We start from the raw sequence: 26,230 nt of genomic DNA, 5'->3' as shown, positions 1-26,230 counted from the left end.
GGTTCTTTTGCGCAATGAAACCCCGCCTTAAAGGCTTTCACTCCAGTGTCGCAGCATAACAGCGTTGAGTGTGGCATGGCCGGTTCGATTCACTACGAGGTCTATATCCGCAAGACCGCTCCGGCACCCTGGGCCCTCCAGATGGCGACTGAAGAACGGGCTGTGGCGATCCAGACCGCCGAGGAACTGCTGCGGGATGATCGCGCGGCCGCTGTTCGCGTGACCAAGGAAACGCTGGACCCCGACACGATGGAGTTCCACAGCCTGACCCTGCTTACCAAGGGGGCACCGGAGATCAAGCGGAAGCGTCTGGTGTCTGAGGATCAGAACGGCCCACGCTGCCTGGCACCGACGGATTTGTACGAGCCCCTGGCGCGCGAGACGATCGGGCGTGTTCTGGAAGATTGGCTGAAGCGTCAGGGCGTGACCCCGTTCGAGTTGCTTCACCGCCCTGACCTGGCCGAAAAGCTCGAGGCGTCGGGCCTTGAACTCCAACATGCAATCCAGAAGGTGGCGGTGCCGGAGAGCCAATCGGTCGGGCAGCCCGTCCACGACCTGGTGCGGCACTACCAGAAGCTGGCGGAGCGCACTCTCGAGCGTGTGGTGGCGGCTGGACGGCGCGGAAGTTTTCCCGGCCTTGAAGAGCGATCCATCGCCGATCTGGCCCATCGTCTGGCGGGAAAGGCCGAGCGCGGATTCGTCATGGGCGGTGTCGTCGCGCGTGCATTGAAGGGGATTCGGGGTGGCCGGGCCCGGGTCGACAAGCTGATGGATCTGGCTGAAGGCGCACCGATGGATGGGCCGCCCCACGCACTGGTCATGGTCCCGATCGAGCAGATCCTGTGTGAAATACTGGCAACGCGCACCAGCCTGGCCGATGTGCTGGGGCCCGCATTGGACCAAGGGGCCTCGCTGGCCGCTGTGGTGCGGATGGTTGCTCCCAGGGAAGTGTCAGCCCTGATCGCCCAAGACGAAAAGCTGGCTTTGCAGATACCGGCGGTGACCGGTCCTGCGGCGCGGTTGGGCGAGCGGTTGCAGGCGGGTCAGTTTCCGCTGCTGGCCTCGACGCTGGCCCGCATGGTGGTGCGTGAACTCATGAGCCCGCGTCGCCTGCGGCCAGGTGATGCTGTCGGCGAAATCGATATCATGCGGACCCTGGCCATGGTTCTCACGGCGACAGCGGGTCGGCTGCTGACGCTTGAAGAGGTTCAATCCGCCTTCAGCGAACGTTCAAAAAGCATCATCACCGCCGATTTCGTCGCTGCCTATGTGGCGTCCTGCAATACGGTCCTGTGCGAGGCCGAATCGCTGACCCGGTTGTGTGAAAATGTCACTGGCAATGCCAATAAACGTTCGGCGGCGCGGTGGCTGGCGGCGTGCATCAACTCGCTGCGCTTCGAGAGCGAGATGCGGTCCGGGGCCGGCGGACGATCGCCTGCTCAGGTTCTCATGATCCTGGCTGGTCTGCAGCGTGCCGTGATGACGTGCGCTCTGGCAGAGCGCGAGGAACAGGAGATCGTGACAGCCATCGGGTTGGTTGGCGGTGGAGTCGAGGCCGAGGCGCGCTTGATCCACATGATGACACGGGCAAAGGCCTCGCTGCATCAGAAACTGGCAGCGTTGTTGAAGATGGCAGCAGGCGAAACCGCGCCGCTTGGCCCCGTCGCCGACCGCGCCAAGGCTGAGGCGCTGAAGCTGCTGCGTCAGCCTGAAAACCGCGAAATGCTGTCGCGCTCGCCGCAGGACCTCATCCCGATCAAGGCCCTCATGCGGGCGGCCGGACTGGCGGCCTGATCAGTCGAAGATGTCGAAGATGCTGTCGCGCTTTTTCTTCTTGTAGCGGTAATCGTCATCCCGGTACGGGCGCTGCTCGCGATACCCCTGTTGATGGCCCCAGGGCTGTGACTGCTGTTGAGGGGGTGGAGCGTAGTTCTGCTGGGGTGGAGGCGCAGCGGGTGCCGAGGCGCGGCCATCTTCAGTGGCCGAAGCCATCAGTTTTTCCAGCTCGCCACGATCCAGCCAGACACCGCGGCATGACGGACACATGTCAAACTGCACGCCGTCCCGATCCAGCGTCTGCATGGCAGAGTTGTCATTGGGGCACATCAGCAGTGGCATCGTCGTCTCCTATGTAGTGTCAGCGGTAAAGCTAGCGACCGTCTGTTTGTTCCGCCAGAGTGGCGATGCGCCGCGCTGCTGGCAGGCTAGAACTGAAGCCAGCTGTCGCCCGGATCGCGATCGCCCGGCGACAGGCGCTGCTGGCCCCAGGCGATGATCATGAAAAGCTTGTGGCTGCGGATGTTGAACTCGCCCGTCATCGGAATGACAGCGCCGAGCGGTGCGCCCGTTTTGGGCTCGTAGAGGAAGCCGGAAAACTCAGCTACACCTACCCGATCCCGTCGACTGTAGACCGAAAGCTCAGGCAGTGAGACGACGTTAAAGCTGTCGTTGATTGGCACCCGCATTTCCGGGAGGCCAAAGACACGGCGCATCTGCTCCAGCGAAAGGGTCCCGGCCCGGATTTCGAATACGGCATCGGCTTCGGTTTTGGACGGGGCGATGAAATAGCCCGCTTCCGAGAGCGCCGCGCGAATGGCGCTTACCGCATAGGGGGCGCTTTCGGCCCGGAAATAGAGTTCATCGACGAAGACCTTGGACCCGACAGGGATGGGCAGGGTCAGCCCATCGACGGCCCGGTCAGCGGCACGCGCCACCAGCAACTGCTCGGTCGCCGTGCGCGACGGATAGGTTTCGGACGTAGAGGCGCAGGCGGACAAGGCAGCCGCTGCTGCCAGGGCTGTGAGCGCGCGCGCGCGGGCCGCAGACGTCATGCCTTACCAGCTCCCCGTATTGGACATGGAAGCCCAGGGTTCAGCGGGAGCCAGTGGCTGCCCCTCCTGCAACAGTTCGATGGAGATGCCGTCAGGCGAGCGCACGAAGGCCATGCGGCCATCACGCGGTGGACGATTGATCGTCACCCCTCCGGCCTGCAAGCGGGCGCATGCGGAATAGATATCATCGACCTTGTAGGCCAGATGTCCGAAATTACGACCGCCCTCGTAGTCTTCCGGGTCCCAGTTGAAGGTCAGCTCCACCTCGGGAGACCGTTCAGCTACCGAGCGTGCCTGGTCAGCAGGCGCGGCCAGAAACACAAGCGTATAGCGCCCCTGCTCGTTCTCCATGCGCCGGACCTCCGTCAGGCCCAGCAGCTCGCAATAGAAATGCAGGGACGCATCCAGATCGGCGACCCGGACCATGGTGTGAAGGTAGCGCATGACGTCCGTATCCTTAGGTGAGGGGGCGGAAGTGCGGCTGTATAGCGATAGAATGTCAGGCTCGCGACTCACGGCCCGTTACGACAACGGCGCTTGCCCTCGCCCTGCCACAGAATTCCGGCTAACCACCCGCCGCAGTCCGAAACGCAGGCCCCATGTCCGATCATAACGACCAGCATGTCGACAATCCCCACAAGAGCTTCATTGCCCTGGTGGCCGATCTGGCGGCCATCAGCGGGCCCGACGGCCTCACCCTTCGCGAAATTCGTGACCGCCTGGACGAACGGGCCTTCGGTCTGATGATCCTGATCCTGGCGATCCCGTGCCTCGTCCCGGCTCTGTATGGCGTGCCGCAGATTGTGGGCATTCCAATTCTTCTGCTGGCGGGACAGATGCTGGTCGGCCGGGTCGAGCCCTGGCTGCCCGAGGCCATTCTCAAGCGACGCGTGACGAAGGCATGGCTGGAGCGGATGGCTGATTTTGCCACCAAGCGCATGGGCTGGCTCGAGCGCCTGTCTCGCCCTCGTCTGAGAATCTTCGCTGAAGGCTGGGCGGAACGAGCCGCAGCCTTCTTCATGATCCTGGCGACCCTTACGATCGTCTTGCCTATGACCAATACAGTGCCTTCTGTGGCCCTGAGCCTGCTGTCGGTGGGACTGATCCAGCGCGACGGACTGTTTGTGGCCGCCGGCGCGACCGTGGCGACGGCCTGGGCCACAGCCTTGATCATCGTCGGTGTCGGCTTCTTCGTCGGCGCGGGCTGGGCGGTTTCTCTGATCGCGCGCTTCGGCGGGTAAGACACATCGACGGCAGCCTGCAGCCCCGCTATGAACGGGGTCCGATGAGAGCAACCTATCGTCTCCTGACCCGGTGGTGGACCGCCTTTGCGCTGGTGGCGTCGCTTGCCCTCCTGGGGGCGGCCCATGCCTTTGAGCGGTTTGGTGGGCTTGAGCCCTGCAATCTGTGTCTGAAACAGCGCGAGGTTTATTGGGGTGCCGTTCTGGTCGCGGCCCTGGCCACGGGATGGCATCTGATCAGCCGGGGCAGTCGGGGCACACCGCGCGTTGCGGCTTTCTTGCTGGCCCTCATCTTCACGACCGGGGCCGTTACCGCCGTCTTCCATATGGGCGGAGAGATGGACTGGTGGACCTTGCCCGCGACCTGCATGGGCGGAACTGTCGATGCCAGCCAGGCGGTGGATTTCATGCTGGGCACCGGTGCCGTCGAGCCAGTGGTCAGCTGCGGCGACGTGGCGTGGCGCTTTGCGGGTATCAGCATGGCAGGGTGGAATGCTGTGATCTCGGTCGTCCTGGCCGCGTTCAGCCTGCTTGCCGCCAAGAGGCCCAAGGATGCCCGTGCCCCTCGAAGCTGATACCCGTCGCGGTCCCTTGCCGCGCCCCGGTCTGGGGGGCAGCCGCCGACGACGCGCCGAAATCCTGCGTGTCGACCACGCAGGCGAATACGCCGCCGTCCATATCTACCGCGCCCAGCAGGCTGTTTTTGAAGGTCGACAAGGCAAGGCCGGAATCGCCGCTGATATGTCCGAGATGCAGGGCCAGGAGGCGGTGCATCTGGCCCGTTTCGATTCCCTTTTGAATGACGAGCGGGTGCGGCCCACGGTCATGACCCCTGTCTGGCGACTGGCGGCACTGGCGCTGGGTGCTGGCACGGCCCTGATGGGCGAGAAGGCGGCCCATGCCTGCACCGAGGCGGTCGAGGACGTGATCGAGAAACACTATGCCGATCAGATCGCCGAACTGTCTGACAGTGACCCCGCGCTGGCCGCCGAACTGACCGTTTTTCGCGACGAGGAATTGGCCCATCACGACCACGCCATCGAACACGGCAGCCGCGAGGCCCCGGCCTATCGGCTGCTGAGCGCGGTGATCAAGGCGGGATGCAAGGTGGCGATCAAGGTCAGCGAAAAGGTCTGACGGTCTTCAGGGTTGAATGTCGAACGCCAGCAGCAGCGTTCGCTGGGCCGGATTGTTGTTGTCGTCGGACAGGATGTAGAGACGCGTCCCGTCGTCACGGGCTACAGCCGCGATACCTTCGAAATTATCGGTTGTACCAGGCAGTTTCAACTCGATCAGCGCCGGGCCAAGCGTGCCGTCGGCGGTCATGTGCCGGACTTGAGCGCGGGCATCCAGTGGCGGGCGATAGGACCGCTGGACGATGAAGACGCCATTGCCAGACGGCTCACGATCCATGCCGGTGATGCGATAGGCCCCATCATCCAGAGCTTCCGCGGGTACAGGCGCGACGACAACGCAGGCGGCGGGCGTGCAGTCCCAGACACCGCCGGATTCGCCCGCCACCCGCCAGCCTGCGTCGAGCGCTGCCAGGCCTTCCATGCCGTTATTGGGGCTGAAGGCGACGTCGGGGTGTCGCACAGGCGTCGGGCTGTTCGCTGGGGCTGCCGCCGGTCCATAGTTCCAGATCCGATGGTCGCGCTCGAAACTGACCAGCAGGTCGCCGGTGTCTGTGATGGCAAGCCCCTCGGCATCGCCATCGGCCTTGTCCGCGATGGGCGTACCATCGGACAAGGTGAGTCGTCGCCAGGCCAGGCCTGTCACACCGACCAGCCTTCCACCGCGGTTCAAGACCAGATGTCCGTGCACCAGGTCGCCTGCATCGCTGACGCTGACGAAGCCACCGTCGCCGATCAGTTTGAGATCCGACAGGCTGTGCAGGGGCGAGCCCGCTTCCAGTACAAGTTCGACACCACCCGCGAACCGCACGCCCTCAGCCAGCCGGGCACCACCGGGCAGGCCGAGGCCAGCGGGACGGATGCCCGGGCTGGCGGGCGTCCAGCCGGGCGGGATCGTCGGCGGAACAAGCGGCCATGTCCCGGCGCATGCCGCGATGGCGAGGGCAGCGAAGGCGGGGACCAGCCGTGACAGGATGCTCAGCGACGGAAGCCGCACGCTCAGGCCGCGCGGCGACGGCGGGCAGGTGTCGGTTTATCGTCGGCCTCGAACAGTTCGGCCAGTTTCTCGACCATGACACCGCCCAGTTGCTCGACATCGACGATGGTAACGGCGCGACGGTACCAGCGGGTGACGTCATGCCCGATGCCGATGGCGATCAGCTCGACGGGCGACTGGGTCTCGATCCGCTCGATCACTTGACGCAGATGCCTGTCGAGATACAGGGCCGCATTGGCCGACTGCGTGGAATCGTCGACCGGCGAGCCGTCGGAAATGACCATCAGGATCTGGCGGCTTTCGGGTCGGGCCTTCAGCCGGTCGTGCGCCCAGGTCAGGGCCTCGCCGTCGATGTTCTCTTTCAACAGCCCCTCGCGCATCATCAGGCCCAGATTCTTCTTGGCCCGACGCCAGGGCGCATCCGCCGCCTTGTAGATGATGTGCCGCAGGTCGTTCAGCCGCCCGGGATTGGCGGGCTTGCCTGCCGTGATCCAGGCCTCGCGCGCCTGACCGCCCTTCCAGGCCCGGGTGGTGAAGCCCAAAATCTCGACCTTGACGCCGCACCGTTCCAAGGTGCGCGCCAGGATATCGGCACAGACCGCCGCCACCATGATCGGCCGACCCCGCATCGAGCCGGAGTTGTCCAGCAGCAGGGTCACGACCGTGTCGCGGAACGGGCTCTCGCTCTCGGCCTTGAACGACAGGGGGCTGGTCGGGTCGGTGATGACGCGGGTCAGGCGGGCGGTGTCCAGCACGCCCTCCTCCAGATCAAAATGCCAGCTGCGGTTCTGCTGCGCCATCAGGCGGCGCTGCAGCTTGTTGGCCAGGCGCGATACGACGCTGGAGAGCGCTGTCAGCTGCTGATCCAGCAGGGAGCGCAGCCGCTCCAGCTCCATCGGATCGCACAGGCCGGAGGCATCCACGACCTCGTCGAAGGCCGTCGTAAAGACGCGATAGGCGTCGATGGCACGGCCGTCGTCCTGGGTTTGCTGGCGATTGGGCAGGGCCCCCTGATCGACCTCGGGGCCGTCTTCGGAGGCTTCGCCGTCGGCATCAGCCGGGCTGCCGTCGGGGCGGCTGTCACGCTCGTCGCTGGCCTCCTGATCGTCAGCGGTGCCCTCCATCGACTGATCGCCGCCGCCCGCCTCGTCGTCGTCTTCGTCCTGATCGTCGGAGGCTTCGGGATCCTGAGGGTCCGGCTCGTCCTCGCCTTCGTTCTCTGAGCGATCATCGCCGCGCCCGTCGCCGAGGTCCATGTCCAGCGCGCGCAGCACAGCTTTCAAGCGATCGGCAAAGGCGGTCTGGTCGTCGGCGACCTCGGCCAGTGCGTCCAGCTTGCGTCCGGCCTTGGTCTCCAGATCGGCCCGGACGAGATCGAGCAAGGTTCCCGCCCCACCGGGCGCGCGCTGACCCGTCAGTCGTTCGCGCACCAGCAGGGCGACGGCCTCGGCCACCGGCACCCGTTCGGCCTCGTTGACGCGCAGCGCCCCCGTCTTCTCCAGCCGGGTCAGCAGGGCCGCGTTCAGATTGGCGCGGACCCCAGCCAAAGCCTTTGACCCTACGGCCTCGACCCGAGCCTGCTCGACAGCTTCGAAAACTTCGGAGGCGCGGTTGTCGGCGGGGCGCAGACGGGCGTTCAGCGCCTCGTCATGATTGGCCAGCCGCAAAGCAAGCCGGTCCGCCTGACCGCGCAGGGTCGCGCTGTCGCCCGACGACGGGTCGCGTGGCGGATGCGGCAGGGTCAAGACGCCGTTCGACAGCCTTGGGCCGTCCGAACCGAACGTCACCTCCAGCTCGGACTGCTCGGCCAGCGCCCTTGCCGCATGGGCCAGGGCGCGCTTGAAGATGTCGGCAGGAGTATCGGCAGAGGCCATGCGGTCGATTAGCCTGTTGGAACGGGTCTGAGAAGGTGGCCGCGACCCTTGAACGCCCGCCGGGTCCACGCGACAAGGCCCCATGACCACGACATTCGGCCGCATCGCCTACGGAGCCCTCGACGTCTGCAATGGCGTGGAGATGGCGACAATACAGGCGGCGGTGGCGCGGACTGGACTGTCAGCCGGGGCGCGGGTGGCGGACATCGGGACGGGCAATGCCGGCGTGGCAATCCGGCTGAGTCAGGCATTCGGTCTGGATGTCGCGGCGATCGAATTCGATCCAGTGATGGCGGAACTGGCGGCGGAGCGGATCGCGGCGGCGGGGATGGAGGTCGATCTGGTCGTCGGGTCGGCGGCGCAGGTGCTGGAAGGGATCGAGCCGCTGGACCTGATCGTGGCCCTGGGGACCACCAATCTGACGGGGGAGGGGCGACCGACGCCGGAGGCGGGGTTCGCCTTTCTGAAGCAACGGATCAGGCCGGGGGGCTGGCTGTTATGGGGAGATCTGGTCTGGTTGGCCGAGCCGTCGGTGCCGCTGAGGCAGGTGGTCGAGGTGAGCAATCAGTACACGGACGATACGGGTTGGGTCGCTGCGGCCGCGACGGTTGGCCTTGTACCGGAGTGGCGTGAAATCTCGTCACAGCCGGTGTTCGATGCCTATGCAAGTGATGCGGTCGGGGCGGCGCGACGCTGGCTGGAGGCGCATCCGGATGCGGCCGAGGCCGAGACCGTGCGGTTCCATGCCGACCGCATGCAGGCGGTGTTCGAGTACGGCCGCGGCCTGATTGGCTTTGGCCTGTATCTGTTCCGCGTGCCGGGCTGAGCGTCAGGCGGTCCGCAGTATCCCGTCCACCACCTGAACCGGCCAGGGCGTCAGTCGCCCGCCTGCGCATGGCCCGCCGGTGCAAAGGCCGCTCAGTGGCTCGAACACCGCGCCATGCCAGCCGCACAGGATTAGCGCCCCGTCCGGGGTCAGATAGCGATCCAGCTCGATCGCCAGCGGATAGCCGGCGTGCGGGCAACGATCGATATAGCCCGCCACCTGTCCATCCTTGCGCACCACGAAGCCGTGGAAGAAGGCCTCGCCGATCTGGAGGACAAAACCGCGCGAACCTGGATCGACGATGTCGTCCTCGGCGCACAGGGCGACATTGGGCGGGGTCTTCCACACACGGGCGCGTTCGGGTGCAGGCGGGGGCGCGTCGCTCAATCCCGTTCGACCTTCAGCGGGCGCGACAGCAAGTCCTCGATCACCCGATCGACGGTGGTCTCGCCGTTCAGCAGGGCCGCGACGGCGAGCGAGATGGGCATGTCGACGCCGGTCCTGGCGGCCAGTTCGCGCACAGCGGGCGCGCTCTCATAGCCCTCGGCCACCGAGCGTTTGCCGGCCAGGGCTTGCTGAACCGTCTGGCCCTGACCGAGAGCGAGGCCCAGGCTCATGTTGCGGGATTGGGGGCTGGAGCAGGTCAGGACCAGGTCGCCCAGGCCGCAGAGGCCCGCGACCGTTTCTGCCCGGCCGCCCAGGGCCACGCCCAGCCGGGTCATTTCGGCAAAGCCGCGCGTGATCAAGGCGGCGTGGGCGCTGCGGCCCAAGCCCCGGCCCTCGACGATGCCGCAGGCGATGGCCAGGACGTTCTTGATCGCCCCGCCGACCTCGGCCCCAATAAGATCGGTCGCCAGATAGGGACGGAAGGCCGGGGCCGACAGCGTTTCCATCAGCCGCTCGCCCAAGGCCTCGTCAGCGCAGGCCAGGGTCACGGCGCTGGGCAGGCCGCGCGCCACTTCTCCTGCAAAGCTGGGGCCCGACAGGACGGCGGCGGGGGCATGCGGCAGGGTCTCGGCCAGGACGTCGGTCATCAGCTTTAGCGAGCCGCGCTCGATCCCCTTCGAACACAGAACGACGGGCACGCCCGCGCGGTGGAAGGGTGCAAATGCTGTCAGCGTCGATCGCATGTACTGGGCCGGGGGCACCGCGAGGATCAGGTCACAGTGCGCCAGATCGGACAGTTCGGTCGTTACCGCGACATGGTCGTCCAGGGTGATGCCGGGCAGGAAGGCCTCGTTGATGCGGCGGTCGCGGATGCTCTCGACCACATCCGGCTCACGCGCCTGAAGCAGCACGTCCAGACCGGCCGACCCGGCGACCTGGGCCAGGGCCGTGCCCCAGGCCCCTGCGCCGATCACGCCTGCGATACGAAATTCCATGCTCATCCTCAGGCCTTCGCCCCCTTGCGGCCCGGCGCGTGTGTCGGGGCTGTCAGGGCGCTGTGTTCGTCCAGTGGCCACCGTGGCCGGGCGGCGGTGTCGATGTCGGAAACCAGCCCCAGCCGCAGCCGCTCTGCCCCCGCCAGCGCGATCATCGCCGCATTGTCGGTACAATAGGCCATGGGCGGGGCCAGGAAGGCAAAGCCGTTCTTGGCCGCCGTGGCTTCCAGCGTGGCGCGGATCGTCTTGTTGGCGGCGACGCCGCCGGCCACGACAAATAGAGGTGGCCCTGACGCCTCGCCCGCTGGGTGAGGCTGCTTGAGGGCGATGGCGCTGTCATGGGTCGCATAGTCCTTCATCGCCCGGTCCGCGCGTTCGCTGAGCTGGCGAGCGATGGCGGTCTGGACGGCGGCGGCCAGGTCGGCCTTGTCCTGCTGGGTCTCACAGGTCTGTGCCAGCCGCGAGGCGGCGGTCTTGAGGCCCGAAAAGGAAAAGTCGCAGTCCTTGCGGCCCAGCAGGGCTCGCGGCAGGTCGAAGCGTGATCCGTCGCCCGATGCCGCCAGCTTCTCCAGCGCCGGACCGCCGGGATAGCCGAGGCCCAGGGCCTTGGCGATCTTGTCGAAGGCCTCGCCCGCCGCATCGTCGATAGTGGTGCCCAGGCGCGTCATGTCGCCGATGCCGCGCACCTCCAGCAGCTGACAGTGCCCGCCCGAGACCAGCAGCAGCAGGAAGGGATAATCGACCGGCTGGCCCAGCCTGGCGGAAACGGCGTGCCCCTCCAGATGGTTGACCGCGATCAGCGGCAGGTCGCGGGCCAGAGCGACCGCCTTTCCGAACCCCAGCCCCACCATGACACCGCCGACCAGACCCGGCCCGGCGGTGGCGGCGACGCCGTCCAGCGCCTCATAGCCCAGACCCGCCTCGGCCATCGCACGGCGGACGACACCGTCGATCATCTCCACATGGCTGCGGGCCGCGATCTCGGGCACCACGCCGCCGAAGGCCGCATGGTCCTCGGTCTGGCTGTGGACCACGGACGACAGAACGGTCGCGCTGCCGTCGGTGGCCAGACGCACGACCGAGGCGGCGGTTTCGTCGCAGCTGGTTTCAAGGCCCAGAACTGTGAGCTGAGCAGGCAGCGACGTCGCGTCGGTTGCCCGGCCTGCCTCGCTGCTATAGTCCGCGCCGATACTCATGGGGTCGAGGTAGCGACCTCGTCCCGCTTCCGCAACGGTTCCCGTCACCCGCATGACCCCTCTCGTCCGCATCGGCACGCGTCGCTCCAAACTGGCCCTGACCCAGTCGGGCATGATGCAGCGCGCCATCGGCCGCGCCCTGGGTGTGCCGGAGGCGGATATCGAGGCGGCGGTACCTCTGGTCGAGATCGTGACGACCGGGGATAGGGTGCAGGATCGTCGCCTGATGGACATCGGCGGAAAGGCCCTGTTCACCAAGGAGATCGAGGAGGCGCTGCTGGATGGCCGCGTCGATGTGGCGGTCCATTCCATGAAGGACATGCCGGCGGACCAGCCCCCGGGCCTTTGCATCGCCGCCGTGCCGGTGCGCGAGGATGCCCGCGACGCCTTCATCAGCGATGTGGTCCCCAGCTTCGACGAGCTGCCCATGGGCGCACGACTGGGAACGGCCTCCTTGCGCCGGCAGGCCCAGGCCCTGGCCCTGCGGCCGGACCTGCAGATAGAGATGCTGCGCGGCAATGTGGATACGCGACTGCGAAGGCTGGCCGATGGCGAATTCGACGCCATACTGTTGGCCACCGCAGGCCTGAACCGGCTGGGCTTCGAGAGCGTGATCCGGGAACGGCTGTCGCTTGATCGATTTCTGCCGGCGCCGGGGCAGGGGGCGCTGGCCTTGCAGACGCGGGCCGAGGACCTGGGCGCGGCCTGGGTTACGGCGCTGAACGACCCCATGACAGCCCTGGCCATCGAGGCCGAGCGCGGCGCGATGACCGCTCTGGAAGGCTCGTGTCGCACTGCGGTGGGTGCGCACGCCGAGATAGCGGACGGGAGGCTGCTGCTCACGACGGAAATGCTGGCCCCCGACGGTTCGACCCGCTGGCGGCGCGGCGGCGAGATGTTCGAGATCGAGGCGGAGGACGCCGGCCCGCAGGCGCGCGCGCTGGGCCTTCGTCTGGGAGCCGAGGTTCATGCGCTGGCGGGCGATCAGAGGGTGGACCTCTGACCGGCCCTTCCCTCGTCTGGGTCACCCGCGCCGAGCCGGGCGCGTCGCGCACAGCCGGGCGGTTGAGGGAGACGGGCTGGACACCGGTTGTCTGTCCGCTGCTTGCCATCCGCCCACTTCCGCAGCCTGCGCCCGATCTGGATGACTGCGCGGCCATCGCCTTCACCAGCATCAATGGCGTAGCAGCCTTCGCCGCATTAACCCCCAGACGCGACCGCCGGGTATTGACCGTGGGTGATGCGACGGCCGGGGCGGCGCGCGACGCTGGGTTTGCGGATGTTGTTTCGGCCAATGGCTCCGTCAGCGATCTTGTGAATCTGGTGTCGCGGGCAATGCACCCTCACGAGCGGCTACTGGCCGCAGTGGCAAAGGAACCGGTGGCCGATCTTGTGAGATTGCTGACCGGCCGTGTCCGGGTCGAGACCGTGTCGGTCTATGAGGCGGTCGAGACCGGGGTTCATGCGCCCGAGAGCATAGACGCCATAATGATCCATTCGCCCCGCGCGGCGGTGGCATTGGCTGCTCTGGGACCGCAGGCGTTCGAAGGACGGCTGATCGTGGCCATTTCGGAGCAGGCGGCCGTCCCCCTGAACGACCTGTCGGCCGTCGATCTGCGCATCGCCGACCACCCCAGTGAAACGGGGATGCTGGAGGCGCTTGGCAAGCCCGCGCCCGGCGTATAAAGAGCGCCTCTCTCGCGCGAGCCGGTTCCCGTCCGCGCCGGGCCGCTTTAGCTCAGCTGGTAGAGCACATCATTCGTAATGATGGGGTCAGGTGTTCGAGTCACCTAAGCGGCACCACCACTCCAATGGCACTCTAGGTAGGAAGCTGGCAGGCGAGCGGCGGAAGGGCCGTTGCCCTAGGGAGCCGGATGGGTACCCGGTGGGAAGCGCTCCAATCGGCTTTGATGTTCAGTTTAGCGGATCGAGTTCGAGCCGCTTGGGCATCATCACACCTGTTGCGCTGCTTGCGTTGAGAGAGAGCCTCAACACGACCTTGAGCCCTCTCGCCAGATGCCCCCGTTGCGTGCTGATTAGACGTTGAACCTAATGAAATCCCGACGCGCCGGAGAAAGTCACCGGCGGGTGAAGAGGATCAAGCCTGCCGAAGTGGCCAAACGCAACTGCTCTAAAAACTCATTTGCGAAGCTGACACCTACTCCGCTAGGCAACATCACGTGGACAGTCGCAATGTGACGCACTGGGGGATGATTGTGGGTTTCTCGCTGACGGAAAACGCCTTCGCGCGACTAGGAGTGTCAATACGTACGCGTTCCGAAAAGATTGAGGAAGCGTTTGAAGATGCGGTGATTGAAAAACCAGCTTTGGAGGCGAAACTTCTCAAAACTAAACAAGAGATCACGTTCCCGAAACTTCGTTTGGAGTCCGAAGTTCGATGGCTCATCGATATGGCCCCTAATAAAGCCGAGCAAGTTATTGAAACGCTCAAAGATAACAATCTTCAGCAGACGCTTCGCTTTCTGAATGAGGACGCGATCGGCCTCTCTGCTGCCAATATCGCTGCTGACGCATGTGGACGTTTTGATCCCGATGTCTTCATCGATCGATTGATTGACACTCATGCGACAATCGAAACCGTTCGTGTATCGGATGAAATTAACTCTGCTCGTGCCGTGTCCGGCTTTAGCCAGGTAGCTCTTGCGCAAGTGAGGGACGCGCTGACAGGCGTTACAACGGAACATGCGCAAGCAGTCGTCGAAAGTCTGGCGAGGCGAGCAAACCCTGGGCCGACCTTAGCCAAACTCACCTCAACACGATCTGGACCCTTTATCGATGTTCTCATCGAGACATACGACCGCTGGGCAGCGCCTAAACTCAGGGAAGTAGAGGAAGGGGCAGTGCATTTCCTCAAATTGATCGACGAAACGGGTGAAGGAAATGTTGCACAAGCTGTCACGAAACTCAAAGAATGGTCACAGATTAGCGAACCTGTTCAGCGCCATCACGAAGCCAAGGGCCTTGACGAGCCCCGTTCTCTGAAACTCTACTATGCCTCGCGTTCGGCTTCGATTTCTTTAGCCAATAACCATCAACATTATGAAGCGGCAGACAATCTGACTTCGGCGATGTCAGAGATATTTGAGCGCTTACCTTCGGCTAAAAAACAGCTTGCGATTGACCTGGAGACGCTTGGAGAATTGCGACAGGACGTGGCTCGTGAAGCGCTTGTTAGCCCTTTGGGAGACCAAATCTCCAAACTTGGAGCAAAGATATCCCAAACAGCGGATCTTCTTGAGACGCAAGATTGGCAATCCGACAATCTAGTTGATCTCGACCGTGCCTTCGATCAAGCGCGAAGGGGCGGCGATGTCGACGACTTAGTTCTGGAGCTTGTTCGTAGCCTTGCACTGAAACTCAACGCAGAAAATTATCCTCGCGCGGCTTATGTTCTGCTGCATCGATATCTCGATAAGCTTCCCGACCTCGACCCCGGCTTGGCACTGACCTCGGCAAACGAACTGTCGATCTTGCGCAGCAATGCAGATCAAAAGGAATTGATTCGCGCCCTCAAACAGGAGCAGTTCGATGTGGCCGACAAGCTTGTAACTTCATTGTTGAGCTACGACCAGGATGAGACACTGCGGGGGCAACTGCTCCAAATCCGGGGTCAAATCGACAAGCGCAAATCGGATCGCGCGGCGAAGATTATCGGTTGGGTCATTCTGATCGTCATCGGCGCAGTGCTGTTTTTGGTCTCCCAAGCCAACCAGTCCTCACCTCAACCTCAAACTGATTACTATGCGGCGGATGACTTCTCGGGAGCGACTGGCGCTGCGGCCGACGCGCCGGTTGATGTGCCCGCCGAGCAGACTTTTGGTGCTCCGACCGATCCTTATGTAGATCCGTACGCAGAGCAATATGTTGATCCCTACGCACAATCGCCTACACCCCCTCCGATCCCTCCCGTGAACACAGCTGTGCCGAGTGCCGGTGCCGGACCTGTGTACTCACAATATGAGATTGAATCTTGCCTCGAAGAAGAAGCAATCCTCAACCGGCTTCGCGGCATGACTTCATCCGATAATGCAATTGACCGGTTCAACGCTCGGATCAGCAGCTACAACGCCCGGTGTGGCAGCTACCAATATCGTCTGGATGATATGACCCGTGCGCAAGCGGCGGTTTCAGCGCAGTCCGCGGTGATTTCAGCGGAGGCGAAACGGCTCGCCGACGAGTGGTCCTATGAGTGAAGTTAGTGTTTTGCCCCCGGCCGTTATCGCTCTGATAATTGACCAATGGCGGCTCCTTCGATCGTTTTCGCGGGTGATCGATCAGCTGCCCGAAACGAGTAGGGCAAGGTTGAATGGGCAGGCGCGCTTCCACCAGACTAAGCTGGACAGCGTGTTGGCGGATATTGGCTTAATCCTTGTGACATACGAGGGGCGGACTTTCGACGGGACGCTGCCACCAACCGCACAAAACACGGACGACTTTGCGGAAAATTCCTCGTTGATCGTGCAAGAGACGATCGAACCGACGCTGATTTTTTCAGGCCGTATTCTTCATAGCGGCAAGGTCAATCTTACTGACCAAGGAGACATTTAATGTATCTCGGTATCGACCTGGGCACTTCCAACTCAGCAGCTGTTGGCTACGACGGTGAGACCCTTCGAGTTTTCAAAACTGCGGAAGGCGCGGATGTCCTTCCTAGCGCTCTTTTCATAAACGCGCAGGGTCGTCGGTTTGTTGGAAAGCGTGCTTATGAACAGGCCGCGCTAAGTCCGGACAACGTCGCCATCGCGTTCAAGCGGATGATGGGTACCAGCACTCCGCTGACTTTCGGCGCTGCCAAGACGACGCTAACACCTGAAGAGGCTAGCGCAGAAGTTCTACGCACGCTGGTAGGTCAGGCGACATTGGAAGCCGGTGGAGAGCGCGTGACGGGCACGGTGATCACCATGCCGGCGGCCTTCAATCAGATGCAGACCGAAGCTACATTGAGGGCAGCCGAACTGGCTGGCATTCAACCCATCGCCTTGCTTCACGAACCCATCGCTGCAGCCATGGGGTCGATGGCCACCGCCAAGTCACGCAACGGTCAATTCCTGGTTTACGATCTTGGGGGCGGCACTTTCGACGCGGCCCTAGTGCAAAGTTCGGGCGGCGTTGTGAATGTTGTAGCGAACGAAGGCATCAACATGCTCGGAGGGCGCGACCATGACCGCGCGCTACTGAACGAAATTGTAGTACCCTGGCTAGAATCTAGTTTTGTTTTTGGCCCCGAATATCAACTCGATCCCAACTACTCGAAGATGCTGCGCCGCATCCAACTCCGGCTCGAGGAAGCGAAGATTGAGCTGACTACACGCGACTCGACTCAGCTATTCATCAGCGACGACGAGCTTCGCATTAGCGATAAATCCGGAGCCGGTATCTACGTAGATGTTGAGATAACCCGTGATCAGCTCGAGCGGCTGGTCGCGCCGGAGATCGATCGATCAATCGAACTCTGCGCCAGGATGATCCGCGACAATGGTTTTCAACCGGAAGATATTGACCGCGTTGTCCTGATCGGCGGTCCATCTAAAATGCCGATTGTCCGCAACCGCGTTCCGGAAGCGCTCGGTATCTCAGTGGACCTATCAACAGATCCGATGACTGCGGTGGCCCGCGGAGCGGCGATATATGCAGAGAGCCGGCAGTGGGGCGAGACCCGAAGTTCGCGCAAGGCGTCGCGCGCAACGGAAGTCGCTGGTGCCGGCGTTCGGTTCGACTTTCCGGCCCGGACGTCCGAAGACTCTGCCCGTCTGCGTATCACCGGCTGTTCCAACCATCGGATCCGTATCGATGCGGACGACGGCTGGTCGTCAGGCGAATTCGATGTGGTGCAGGAACATCGCATGGCGCTTCCGTTACCTCGCCTGGGCGAAAACGTGTTTCGAGCGCACCTGAACAAGGCGGGCGCTACCGGTGAGGTAGTTGAGCTCAAAGTAGTCCAAACCGCAGCGTCAGCGGCCGGCGTACCGCTGACACACACGCTCGCCATCGCGGTGGAAGAAGACCAAGGTGGGAGCCGTCGGGACAAGCTGACGCCAGTAGCAAAAAAGGACGAAATCCTGCCGCTAAGTGGCATTGCTCAGTTTCGTGCGGGTAGGACGCTGGTCGGCGGCTCACAAGATCGGATCGACATCGGGTTCTTCGAGACGGCACCGGACATCATGGAGATCGAACTCGCACGCTCAGTCGGGGCGTTCCAGTTGCGCGCAGATGTCCACCTTGAACAAGGCCAGGTACTGCGCACAGGGTCAGCTATAGACGTCCAATGGCAGATCGACGAGAACGGGATTGTGCTGGCGACCGTCGCGTTGCCGGAGATGGGCGTCTCCTTCGACAGTCAGCGCTTCTACAGTTCGGCTGCCGGGCACAGGAACTTCGCCGGCGAAGATGGCGGTCGCTATCTTGGTGTCCTCGTAGAAGACGCCAGCAGCGCCCTTGATACAGCTCGCGAAGCCTTGAGCCCGACTGCATGGGTCGAGGTGGAGTCGCTAAAAGAGCGAGTCGCAAAGCAACAAAACAAGCTCGATACTAGCGATGACCCGGAGGTGCGTCGCCAAGCCGCCGAAGAAATATTGTCAGTTCGCGAAGGGCTCCACCGGCTTACGCATGCCGATGAGCACCGTGTCGCGATCCTCAACCGGGACCTCGCGACAATCGAAGAGCTCGCAGAAGGCACGATCCGGGAGCGGATGGAGGCGAGCGACGCAGCGCGCTTCGATCAGTTGGCGAAGACCGCTAGGGAAGCACTCGATGCCGACAAGCCGACGCAGGCCGAGACGCCGATTGAACAAATGCGCGGCATCTTGTTCATCGTGCTCATGAGCATTCCCGATTTCGTGATCGATCGCTTCGAGACACTAGTGCTTGACCGTCATGTTGCAGCGGACAAGGACGTCCACGACAAACTGGTGAATGTTGGACGTGCCTGCATACAGGCTGACAACTGGGATGGCCTGCGGCAAGTCAACACCGAGCTTCAGCGCAACCTAGTCGTCATGACGCCAACAGGCAGACAAACTGATGCACTTTCAGGTTTGCTGAGGCGCTAAATCTGTCAGGAGTTCAGATCGAACTAGGAACGCCTTCTCTCAAAATATCGAGTTTGCAGGCGCTTTAACCAACGCTCGAGCCTCTTCAACACCGATCCATCGACGCTGGAGCGAGATCATCCGATGGAGGACCCTGTGGCAGACGGCGCATAGAAGCGCCACGTCGGAAAGTTTTGTGACACCGGCTCCCACTGACGCGATGGGCACCACGTGGTGAGCCTCAAACGCCGCAGCCCGAAACTCAGGCGGTAAGTTCGAGTGCGTATCTCCGCACATTTGGCACTCCAGACCCACACCTTCCAACTTCTTGAGGAGAGCTTTCCTCAGGCCTGGGCTTCGTTCGCGCCGCATATGCTTTTGGGTCAGAAGGCGACCCTCGTAGAATTCCACGTCTTCAGCTTCGTCGGGACTGGGAGCTTCTAGGCCTAACTCAGATGCGATGCCTGCTCGGATCAACGACGCCAACCGGGTGACCTCGACCGGATTTGCTCCAAGCTCATCCCAGATTTCCCGGTCCATCCGAGAAACATTGCTCAGCCCTTTGCCAGTCTCTCGGCTTCGAAGATTCTGGACTTTAAATGCGGCACCATCTGGATTTCTGAACGTGGGTTTGCGAGCAGCCTCCCCATGGTACGGAAGCGCCCGTAGTGTATTTGATAGGGCAATGATCACCGGATCTTTGGAGTTCGGATTCTTGCCGCCCAAGGCGAAGTAGGTTTCCAGAGCTAGGATGGTCTCGTCGCGGTTCCAGTTCGGATTTCCGTGACCTTTGGTGACCGCCATTGATATTCCCCCTGGTGTTTTGCGTCTGGAAACCTAACGCCGGCTAACCGTCATCTAATGAAGTAGCGGGTCAGATAGCGGGCGCGCAGTAGGCGGTAACTTATATGAAGAACCGCCAAACAACCGACTCTTCACCAAATACGCTCCTGTCATACAGAGGCGGTCAGCCCGGCCATTCGGCGAAACGATATCCCATGAAACTCTAGGCCTTAACGTCGATCACTAGCGCCCCTCGCGGGCACCATCACCACACCCACCCCGCGCCGTCGTGACGAAAGTCACGACGGCTTTTTCATGCCTGAAAGGAACCTCACCTTGCTGACCCTTAGCGACCGCGATGCGGTAACAGCCGCCCTAACCGATCTCACCCTCGACCCGGTCCTTCGCGCTTTGATCACGCTCCGCGCTTGGCAAATCGACACCGACCGCAATAACCCCCTCAGCGATGTCCTTCAGATCGTCGTCGTTCATCCAGGTGATCCGCCCGAGGTCATCCTAAAGGCCGTGAGCTTTCCAATCATCCTGGATAGAGCCGATCAGCCAGGTTTCGAGTGGATGGAAGACCACGGCTCATGGTTCGAGCTGGCCTACGTGCTGACTGACGAAGCCGGCATGCTGGTGTTCGTCCCGGACCATCCTGACACCGACCCTAGTCTGCACGCCTACTGCCTGAAGTTCGCCGGCCGATCAGTGATTTCGACAAACTGACGTCCAAGCGTGCGGCACCGCCGACTCCGGCCGCGCTCCGCGGCGCACGCCTGCGAAACTGAAAACCTGCGGTTCTGAACCACTGCCCTCAACCTAAGCCCACCCACCGCCCGCGCACCGTCGCGGGCTTTTTCATGTCTGGAAGGAAAAACCATGCTGAAAGTTATCGACCGCGCCTCGTTAGCGAGCGCGCTCAACGAGCCCAATCTCGACCCCGATCTGCGAGCCTTGATTCCTTTGCGTGTTGAGCAGCTGGGCCATGACGCCAAGCTGTTCGTCATCCAGGGTGGTGACACGCCCGATGTCATCAACGCCGTCGTTGGTTTCGCCATCACTGGAAACGACCCCGTAGCCTTCAACTACAATTTTATCTCTGACCACGGCCGCTGGTTTGAGATTGCTCTGATCCTTGACGACGTTTCGACGCGTATCTTCGTCGAAAACGACCCCGGCACCGAGTTGGGCATCCATGGCTTGTGCCTTTCTCACTTCTGGCCTGACGGGGAGGGAGAGGGTCGATGAACAAGCTCGCAGGGCTTGTGACCTTGTGCGTCATCCTGGCGATCATCAGGGCTGCGTTGATCGCACTGGTGGTGGCGCTGCTGCTGGTGCTTCTGGTCTTATTCATCACGCGACCGAAGGACACGCTGATACTGTTGGGTGCCTTCGTGGTGATGGGTCTGGCGAACGCTCGGCCTCTCGCCTTCATCGCCGCTGTCGCCATCATCGGCGTTGCGGTGGTGGTGCTTAGGTTGAGGAGAAGGCGTTCTCAACCGCTGCGTCTGCACGACGGACGCTAAAGGCCTTTAAACGAGCACTGATACTGGCGATCGGCTGAAAGCACTCAAAGTCGGTCGCCTCGTCAGCATGCCTTTAGAGCCATCGGAAACCGGTCAACTGAGAGCTTTGATGGAGAAGTCCCGTTAGCCCATGAAGTATTCGCTTCCGCCTGGAAGCATCGTCCGCCTTAGAACTTCTGCAACGGTCAAATAGCCGACTTCAAAAACCGCGAAACCGGCTAACTATCACTTGACTAACCGGTCGATAGTGGTTTCGGTAAATACATCAGCGCCGCCTCGAGCGATCGTCACGCTGCACAGAGCTTCGTCACCATCGAGCTCGCTCCTGCGCCACCAGTGCCGGGGGTTAAAGCCTCTACTTCCCAACACCGTTCTTTGAAATCGTCAGGAGAGAAATATGGAAGACGACACCAGTCGCCTGGACGCGCACGCCCGGAAGCTGCCGGGTCATAACCTCGAACCCCCAACAGACCCCCCGTCAAAGCCTGGCGACACCGGGGCTGAGCTGCTGACCCCAGAAGGTCAAGCAGCGCCAGTCGCGATCGCACGACACCCGCTGTCTCGGTTCAGCTTGCTGGGCAGTGCCAACGATCTCGAAGCCAACGCCGCATACACGAAGCCGCTCCTTGGTCGGTTCGTAATGGATGGCCAAGCGACGATGATCTACGCCGCGCCTAATGCGGGTAAGACGCTGATCATCTTGCACTGCGTCCTAGAGGCAATCGCCGACGGCCGGATTGCTGCCAACCGCGTTTTCTACGTGAACGCCGATGACGGCAGCCAAGGCTTGGCGGTGAAGGTTCGACTGCTGGAGGACGCGGGTGCTCACATGATGGCCCCCGGCCACAAAGGCATGAAGACAAAAGACCTAGTCGAGAAGCTGTTGCAGGCAACCGAAGACGGCACGGCGAAAGGCACACTCGTCATCATCGACACACTCAAGAAATTCACTGATCCGATGGACAAGAAGCGGACCAGTGAGTTTGGGCAAGTGTGCCGCCAGTATGTGTCGGCCGGGGGAACGATCGTCGCGCTAGGCCACACACGGAAACAGCCGAGGACTGACGGCAAGCCCCAGTACCAAGGGACGACCGACATTCTGGAAGACTTCGATGCCGTCTACGTTGGCGAGCTCATGAAGGAAGAAGGTCGGACTGATCGACGTGTCGTTCGCTTGAATATGGAGAAGAAGCGTGCCGATAGCCCGAATGAAGTGGCGTATGCCTACATCGATGAATCCGGGGTCAGCTACGTCGAGAAGCTAGCGTCGGTCGAGCCTGTGGATCCTCACGGTCTGGAACCATTCCAAGACGCGGCAAGGGAAGGCGATATCGTCAAGGTTCGGATGGCCGTCGCCGACATCATCGGGGAAGGTTTTTTCGGCGGTAAGATGGCTCTGGCTGCGGCCACTGCATCGGCCTGCAAGATCTCGAAGCGACAGGCCATTCGGGTGATTGAGGAATGCACCGGAAATACCCCCGGGGTTCACATCTGGAACACCGAAACGGGGCCGCGCAATACACAGTACTACCGGGTCATCATCTTCGGTTGATGATCGCGCTGCAGTTTTCAGTTTTTAGTTTTCCGGCCGCGTTCGGCGAAAGTCTGATTGCGAACCGCAAAACTGAAAACTGACAAACTGCCCGCTCGGCCGCCCGTCAAAGGCGGTCCAAACGCTGCCCCCTGGGCACGCTCGACGCCCTCCGAAGGGCTCCGCCATCCCCGCCCCCGACGCGCCGCCCCAGCGGCCATCTCTGGCGCAAACGCGGGCCACCCGGCACCGCTCGAACTTCCTATCAACCACCCACCCCGCGCAGGTCGCGGACGCCGGTCGCTCGCGTGAAAACACAGTGATCCGGTTGGAGGATCATCATGACGACCCACAATGCCGATTTAGACGACTTCATCTGGCCCGAACGCGACCAGCCAGACGATGAAACTCGCGCTGTCATTGCCCTGCTGGCCTACATCGGGGGCGGCCTTAGCGAGGGACCCCAGGCCTTGGCAGAGGCGGCGGCAAAGGATGCGGGTGTGCCGGTCCTTTTGGCGTTGGCCATGCTGCACCGTCACACCGGCTCCGGATCGAGCAGCGACCACTTCTGGGATGTCCAGCGCGTGATCGGCAGCAATCGCCAGCACTACACGTTGGTGCCGCCCTCCTGAGGCTTGGTGAAGCTGGCGGGTCCTCTAGCCGCCCCCGGCCCGCCTGATCGTCAGGACTGCGTCCGCTGCCACCTAGGGCACGCTCCACGCCCTCTGTGGGCCAAACCACCCCAGCTGCAACGCGGACCCCATACGGGCCAGTCGGAGCCGCTGCGTGCCGCATGCGGTGCCGCTCAACCCCAACCACCCAATCGGCCCCGGCCGCCCGTTTGCCCTCACCCGGCGCGGCGGTCCGGCGGTCTGACCTTCCAATCCACGCTCAACAGGAGAACACGATGCCAAAAGCGCATCTCGACCACGCATTCGTAACCGCCGCCGTGTGCAAGCCCGGCCAGAACAAGACCGACTACTATGATCTGACAGTGACCGGCTTCGTTCTGGAATGTCGCCGATCAGGCGGCCGGACCTACTACCTGCGTTACGCCGACGCAGCCGGAAGACAGAAGCAATACAAGATCGGACGGGTGGAGGACGTGACTTTCGCAGCCGCCAAGAAGCACGCCCAGCGCCTTCGGTCTGAGGTTGTGATGGGCGGCGACCCAGGCGCTGCCAAGGCCGATGCCAAGGCAATTCCGCTCTATCGTGACCTGGCGGCCATGCACCTTGCCGATGCGAAGTTGAACCTGAAGTCCTATGCCACCATGGAGGCGTGTATGCGCAATCACTTGCTTCCTAAATGGGGTAAGGTGCGCTTGACGGACATTACCAATCGAGGTGTCAGTCAGTGGCTCGCTGAGAAGAGAGCTGCCGGGTCATCGCCGGCGACAGTGGAGCGCATGCGGATGGTCCTTGGGCGATCCTATGTTCTCGGTCAGCGATGGGAGGTGCCCGGCACCGACAAGAATCCAACGCGCGGTATTGCTAGGAAGCCCCTTTGCAATTCTCGCGAAATCTTCATCGACACAGCACAAGCGGCACGGCTCCGCAAGGCGGTGGCCGCCTCGCAGAACCCTCAGCTGCAGCATATCGTCGGGCTACTGCTGCTGACCGGTGCCCGGGTGCGCGAACTCCTGGACGCACGGTGGGAAAACGTGGACGTTGATCGACAGTCCTGGCTGATACCGACCTCGAAGACCGGCAAGCCCCGTTGGGTACCCCTGTCGAAGGCGGCCATAGGGATCATTGAAGCCTTACCACGCTTCAAGAACTGCCCTTGGCTGGTTCCTAACCCGGACACCATGAAGCCATACGTGTCCATCAAGCACTCATGGCAGACGGCGAGGAAAGTGGCAGAACTACCGGGTCTGCGGATCCACGATCTGCGGCATTCGGCGGCGTCCTTCATGGTCAATAGCGGGGTCGATCTGTTCGCTGTCGGCAAGGTTCTGGGTCACGCCAGCTATCAATCGACCCAGCGATACGCCCACCTCGCCAACGAAACGCTTCTCCAGGCTGTCGAATCTTGCGCGGCTAAACAGTCTGCGGCCTAACCTTCACCTCGCCTCGCGCGCTGGCTTCGGCTGGTGCGCGGGGCGGGGACCTTCTTTTTTTTGATATGGACCCGACATGAAGAACGATGAACCGCCTCCGATCGATGATCTCGCATTGTCTGAACGGGAAGCCCAATGGCGCAAGGTGCCGGGGGGCCTCCGGCTGGCGCAGCGCAACCTCCGGGACCAGATCGGCCTCTACCGGATCAGGTATCGAGGCGAAGTCGCGGTCGTGGGCGTGGCGACGGACAAGAAGGGCGGCCTGGCTAAACGATTTTCCGATTTTACCCGCCCTAGTCCGAGCGGCAGAAACCATCACGCCGGCCGGCTGATCTATGAACATCGCAACGAGGTTGAGTTGGAGGTGCTGATAACCGGCGACCGGCATTCGTCGCCGGACGATGCGAAGCGATTGAAGGCACCGATGATCGAGTTGCACAAACCTATCTGGACAGCACCAGCGCGGTCACCTGCGACGTTCGAACGGCGACCCAAAAGTAGGACCAAGGCCATCAAACCCGGTACGAAGATGTCCCCCTACACCGGCACCATCCCGGGTCAGTCTGGGCGGTTGCCCGATCGCGACGAGTGAGGTTTCCTTGGCCGCCCATCGTGCATTTTGGCCCAACGTCCGCTTAAACGCATTGGCGACCTGGCTGTCCCAGCCGCCATCGTTTCAAGACGGAGAGGCCTAGTTGGCGGGCGTACAGACGTATACCCGGCCAGGATTTGCTTCCTGCATTCCCGTCACGGCTTCAACGCAGGCCTGATGATCGTCCATGTAGCCGAAGATCAAACCGACACGCTCCGACGTGCCCATCGCCGTGATCGTTTCGATCCACTGATCTGACCCTCCACCAACCCGATTGTCCGCCACGAAGTTCGACAGGGCATCATAGCCTTCAACGCCGTCAGACGATCCGCAGGACGCCAGCACAAGCACAGATGCCAAGACCATTGCGCGCTTAACCATCACCGTCCCCGATCAAACTCAGTGCCCCATCTGGCAACGCCCGCTGTAGCGCCTTCGCCTCGCTCCAGGGTGCGCGCATCCAGGTCTCGCGTTCCTCAGCAGTAGTCAGGATGACCGGCATCGCTTTGGGGTGGACGGATTTTACCGGTTCGCTGGGCTTGGTCGTCAGGAAGGCGAACAGGTTGATCGTCTCCATTCCGGTCTTGATCTTGCGCACCGTCGTCCAGTCACGGATGTGGATACCGGCGAAGAAGGCCAGTGGCTCTGGATCGTCGCCGGACAGCCTGAACCAGATCGGGCGGTACTTGCCCTCGCGTCACGACCAGGCTCGCTGAAGGCTGTGAAGGGGACCAAGCAGCGATTTGCCGGCTCCAGCCAAGGCTTCCAATGCGAAGATGTGGTGTTGCGCACATTGGTGGTGCCGCTGTCGGGCTCGAGCTCCAGCAGGCGAGGGAAGTCTATGTCCTTGCCCTTGGCCCTCAGCTTGTCGGCCCGTTTCGTGGCGGCATCGAACAGCGCCCTCTTAGATGACGGCATGCCCCATCGGGCTAGCGCTAGCTCGCGCTCTCCATCCAGGCCGGAACGGACGATCGGGGCGGGGTAGTCAGGATAAAGGTCGCCGGGCGCGAGGTTGCCGACGTCGGAACGCATGGCATTGGCCAGATCCATGATCGCCTGAGGACCGGACCGCTGGCGGTAGAGATTGCACAATGTTCCATCCTTTCGAGCTCATACGGCATCAGGCGATTATCATGCGCACGACTAGGCCAGCCTGGATGATCAGTAAGAGGATCAGCCCAGCAATCAGAAACCCTTCCGTCCG

General features: G+C 62.4%; 28 protein-coding genes and 1 tRNA gene. 18 read left to right on the top strand and 11 right to left on the bottom strand.

Going from position 1 to position 26,230, the window contains the following annotated elements; translation table 11 throughout:
• Positions 1 to 75 precede the first annotated feature (75 nt).
• Complete coding sequence (locus tag WC585_RS04330) at positions 76 to 1,794, top strand: hypothetical protein (RefSeq protein ID WP_373256327.1); 1,719 nt, start codon at positions 76 to 78, stop codon at positions 1,792 to 1,794.
• Here the strand turns inward: WC585_RS04330 and WC585_RS04325 are convergent, their stop codons facing one another.
• The 3 genes from WC585_RS04325 to WC585_RS04315 form a co-directional block, all read right to left on the bottom strand.
• A complete protein-coding gene (locus WC585_RS04325) occupies positions 1,795 to 2,118 on the bottom strand; it encodes a zf-TFIIB domain-containing protein (protein ID WP_373256326.1) in 324 nt (107 codons plus the stop codon). It lies immediately after the preceding gene.
• 86 nt (positions 2,119 to 2,204) lie between these two features.
• The gene (locus WC585_RS04320) at positions 2,205 to 2,831 is read right to left on the bottom strand and encodes a DUF6655 family protein (protein WP_373256325.1); all 627 of its coding nucleotides are present in this window, start codon (positions 2,829 to 2,831) and stop codon (positions 2,205 to 2,207) included.
• A 3-nt stretch (positions 2,832 to 2,834) separates the two neighbouring features.
• On the bottom strand, positions 2,835 to 3,275 hold the full coding sequence (locus WC585_RS04315) for a VOC family protein (RefSeq protein ID WP_373256324.1): 441 nt from the start codon (positions 3,273 to 3,275) through the stop codon (positions 2,835 to 2,837).
• A 155-nt stretch (positions 3,276 to 3,430) separates the two neighbouring features.
• Here WC585_RS04315 and WC585_RS04310 point away from each other — a divergent pair, with 155 nt between their 5' ends.
• Genes WC585_RS04310 through WC585_RS04300 form a run of 3 tightly spaced genes read left to right on the top strand, consistent with a single transcriptional unit; the run spans position 3,431 to position 5,209 of the window.
• Positions 3,431 to 4,072, top strand: a complete 642-nt coding sequence (locus WC585_RS04310) for an exopolysaccharide biosynthesis protein (protein ID WP_373256323.1) — start codon at positions 3,431 to 3,433, stop codon at positions 4,070 to 4,072.
• Positions 4,073 to 4,116: 44 nt separating this feature from the next.
• Positions 4,117 to 4,647: a disulfide bond formation protein B gene (locus tag WC585_RS04305; RefSeq protein ID WP_373256322.1), complete on the top strand. Its 531-nt coding sequence runs from the start codon at positions 4,117 to 4,119 to the stop codon at positions 4,645 to 4,647.
• Complete coding sequence (locus tag WC585_RS04300; protein WP_373256321.1) at positions 4,625 to 5,209, top strand: demethoxyubiquinone hydroxylase family protein; 585 nt, start codon at positions 4,625 to 4,627, stop codon at positions 5,207 to 5,209. Before WC585_RS04305 ends, WC585_RS04300 begins: the two co-directional genes overlap by 23 nt.
• Before the next feature lie 6 nt (positions 5,210 to 5,215).
• On the opposite strand, the gene WC585_RS04295 is transcribed toward WC585_RS04300, so the two are convergent.
• A complete protein-coding gene (locus WC585_RS04295) occupies positions 5,216 to 6,202 on the bottom strand; it encodes an esterase-like activity of phytase family protein (protein WP_373256320.1) in 987 nt (328 codons plus the stop codon).
• 2 nt (positions 6,203 to 6,204) lie between these two features.
• A complete protein-coding gene (gene cobT / locus WC585_RS04290; RefSeq protein WP_373256319.1) occupies positions 6,205 to 8,076 on the bottom strand; it encodes a cobaltochelatase subunit CobT in 1,872 nt (623 codons plus the stop codon).
• Positions 8,077 to 8,158: 82 nt separating this feature from the next.
• Here cobT and WC585_RS04285 point away from each other — a divergent pair, with 82 nt between their 5' ends.
• On the top strand, positions 8,159 to 8,902 hold the full coding sequence (locus WC585_RS04285) for a cyclopropane-fatty-acyl-phospholipid synthase family protein (protein ID WP_373256318.1): 744 nt from the start codon (positions 8,159 to 8,161) through the stop codon (positions 8,900 to 8,902).
• Positions 8,903 to 8,905: 3 nt separating this feature from the next.
• On the opposite strand, the gene WC585_RS04280 is transcribed toward WC585_RS04285, so the two are convergent.
• The 3 genes from WC585_RS04280 to tsaD are packed head-to-tail and all read right to left on the bottom strand — an operon-like array spanning position 8,906 to position 11,480.
• Complete coding sequence (locus WC585_RS04280; protein ID WP_373256317.1) at positions 8,906 to 9,289, bottom strand: Rieske (2Fe-2S) protein; 384 nt, start codon at positions 9,287 to 9,289, stop codon at positions 8,906 to 8,908.
• Positions 9,286 to 10,284: an NAD(P)H-dependent glycerol-3-phosphate dehydrogenase gene (locus WC585_RS04275; RefSeq protein WP_373256316.1), complete on the bottom strand. Its 999-nt coding sequence runs from the start codon at positions 10,282 to 10,284 to the stop codon at positions 9,286 to 9,288. The genes WC585_RS04280 and WC585_RS04275 overlap by 4 nt, the downstream gene beginning before the upstream one ends.
• Before the next feature lie 8 nt (positions 10,285 to 10,292).
• Positions 10,293 to 11,480, bottom strand: a complete 1,188-nt coding sequence (gene tsaD / locus WC585_RS04270; protein ID WP_373256793.1) for a tRNA (adenosine(37)-N6)-threonylcarbamoyltransferase complex transferase subunit TsaD — start codon at positions 11,478 to 11,480, stop codon at positions 10,293 to 10,295.
• A gap of 52 nt (positions 11,481 to 11,532) precedes the next feature.
• Here tsaD and hemC point away from each other — a divergent pair, with 52 nt between their 5' ends.
• The 6 genes from hemC to WC585_RS04240 all read left to right on the top strand — a co-directional run bounded on the left by hemC (position 11,533) and on the right by WC585_RS04240 (position 18,550).
• Positions 11,533 to 12,483, top strand: coding sequence for a hydroxymethylbilane synthase (gene hemC / locus WC585_RS04265; protein ID WP_373256315.1), 951 nt, complete (start codon positions 11,533 to 11,535; stop codon positions 12,481 to 12,483).
• On the top strand, positions 12,480 to 13,166 hold the full coding sequence (locus WC585_RS04260; RefSeq protein WP_373256792.1) for a uroporphyrinogen-III synthase: 687 nt from the start codon (positions 12,480 to 12,482) through the stop codon (positions 13,164 to 13,166). The genes hemC and WC585_RS04260 overlap by 4 nt, the downstream gene beginning before the upstream one ends.
• Before the next feature lie 41 nt (positions 13,167 to 13,207).
• Positions 13,208 to 13,283: transfer RNA gene (locus WC585_RS04255), tRNA-Thr, on the top strand.
• Positions 13,284 to 13,660: 377 nt separating this feature from the next.
• Positions 13,661 to 15,694 carry a hypothetical protein gene (locus WC585_RS04250; RefSeq protein ID WP_373256314.1) on the top strand — a complete coding sequence of 678 codons (2,034 nt, stop codon included), beginning with the start codon at positions 13,661 to 13,663 and terminating at the stop codon, positions 15,692 to 15,694.
• A 73-nt stretch (positions 15,695 to 15,767) separates the two neighbouring features.
• Complete coding sequence (locus WC585_RS04245; protein WP_373256313.1) at positions 15,768 to 16,049, top strand: hypothetical protein; 282 nt, start codon at positions 15,768 to 15,770, stop codon at positions 16,047 to 16,049.
• Positions 16,049 to 18,550, top strand: a complete 2,502-nt coding sequence (locus tag WC585_RS04240; protein WP_373256312.1) for an Hsp70 family protein — start codon at positions 16,049 to 16,051, stop codon at positions 18,548 to 18,550. Before WC585_RS04245 ends, WC585_RS04240 begins: the two co-directional genes overlap by 1 nt.
• A 39-nt stretch (positions 18,551 to 18,589) precedes the next feature.
• Here the strand turns inward: WC585_RS04240 and WC585_RS04235 are convergent, their stop codons facing one another.
• On the bottom strand, positions 18,590 to 19,333 hold the full coding sequence (locus WC585_RS04235) for an HNH endonuclease (protein WP_373256311.1): 744 nt from the start codon (positions 19,331 to 19,333) through the stop codon (positions 18,590 to 18,592).
• A 315-nt stretch (positions 19,334 to 19,648) separates the two neighbouring features.
• On the opposite strand from WC585_RS04235, the gene WC585_RS04230 reads away from it, so the two are divergent.
• From WC585_RS04230 to WC585_RS04200, 7 genes are all read left to right on the top strand, one after another.
• Positions 19,649 to 20,041 (top strand): hypothetical protein, encoded by a 393-nt coding sequence (locus WC585_RS04230; RefSeq protein ID WP_373256310.1) that lies wholly within the window; start codon positions 19,649 to 19,651, stop codon positions 20,039 to 20,041.
• Between the two features lie 153 nt (positions 20,042 to 20,194).
• Positions 20,195 to 20,563, top strand: a complete 369-nt coding sequence (locus WC585_RS04225; protein WP_373256309.1) for a hypothetical protein — start codon at positions 20,195 to 20,197, stop codon at positions 20,561 to 20,563.
• The gene (locus WC585_RS04220; protein ID WP_373256308.1) at positions 20,560 to 20,841 is read left to right on the top strand and encodes a hypothetical protein; all 282 of its coding nucleotides are present in this window, start codon (positions 20,560 to 20,562) and stop codon (positions 20,839 to 20,841) included. The genes WC585_RS04225 and WC585_RS04220 overlap by 4 nt, the downstream gene beginning before the upstream one ends.
• A 397-nt stretch (positions 20,842 to 21,238) precedes the next feature.
• The gene (locus WC585_RS04215) at positions 21,239 to 22,393 is read left to right on the top strand and encodes an AAA family ATPase (RefSeq protein ID WP_373256307.1); all 1,155 of its coding nucleotides are present in this window, start codon (positions 21,239 to 21,241) and stop codon (positions 22,391 to 22,393) included.
• 320 nt (positions 22,394 to 22,713) lie between these two features.
• The gene (locus WC585_RS04210; protein WP_373256306.1) at positions 22,714 to 23,004 is read left to right on the top strand and encodes a hypothetical protein; all 291 of its coding nucleotides are present in this window, start codon (positions 22,714 to 22,716) and stop codon (positions 23,002 to 23,004) included.
• Between the two features lie 275 nt (positions 23,005 to 23,279).
• Positions 23,280 to 24,434, top strand: coding sequence for a tyrosine-type recombinase/integrase (locus tag WC585_RS04205; protein ID WP_373256305.1), 1,155 nt, complete (start codon positions 23,280 to 23,282; stop codon positions 24,432 to 24,434).
• A gap of 76 nt (positions 24,435 to 24,510) precedes the next feature.
• Positions 24,511 to 25,026 (top strand): hypothetical protein, encoded by a 516-nt coding sequence (locus WC585_RS04200; RefSeq protein WP_373256304.1) that lies wholly within the window; start codon positions 24,511 to 24,513, stop codon positions 25,024 to 25,026.
• Positions 25,027 to 25,125: 99 nt separating this feature from the next.
• Here the strand turns inward: WC585_RS04200 and WC585_RS04195 are convergent, their stop codons facing one another.
• Entirely contained in the window at positions 25,126 to 25,407 is a 282-nt protein-coding gene (locus tag WC585_RS04195; protein ID WP_373256303.1) for a hypothetical protein, read from the bottom strand.
• Positions 25,400 to 25,648, bottom strand: a complete 249-nt coding sequence (locus tag WC585_RS04190; RefSeq protein WP_373256791.1) for a hypothetical protein — start codon at positions 25,646 to 25,648, stop codon at positions 25,400 to 25,402. Before WC585_RS04190 ends, WC585_RS04195 begins: the two co-directional genes overlap by 8 nt.
• Positions 25,649 to 26,230: the final 582 nt, after the last annotated feature.

The organism is Brevundimonas sp. (assembly GCF_041648055.1).
Lineage (GTDB): Bacteria > Pseudomonadota > Alphaproteobacteria > Caulobacterales > Caulobacteraceae > Brevundimonas.
The sequence above is the reverse complement of the archived record's forward strand: the minus strand, read 5'-3'. Positions and strand labels throughout refer to the sequence as shown.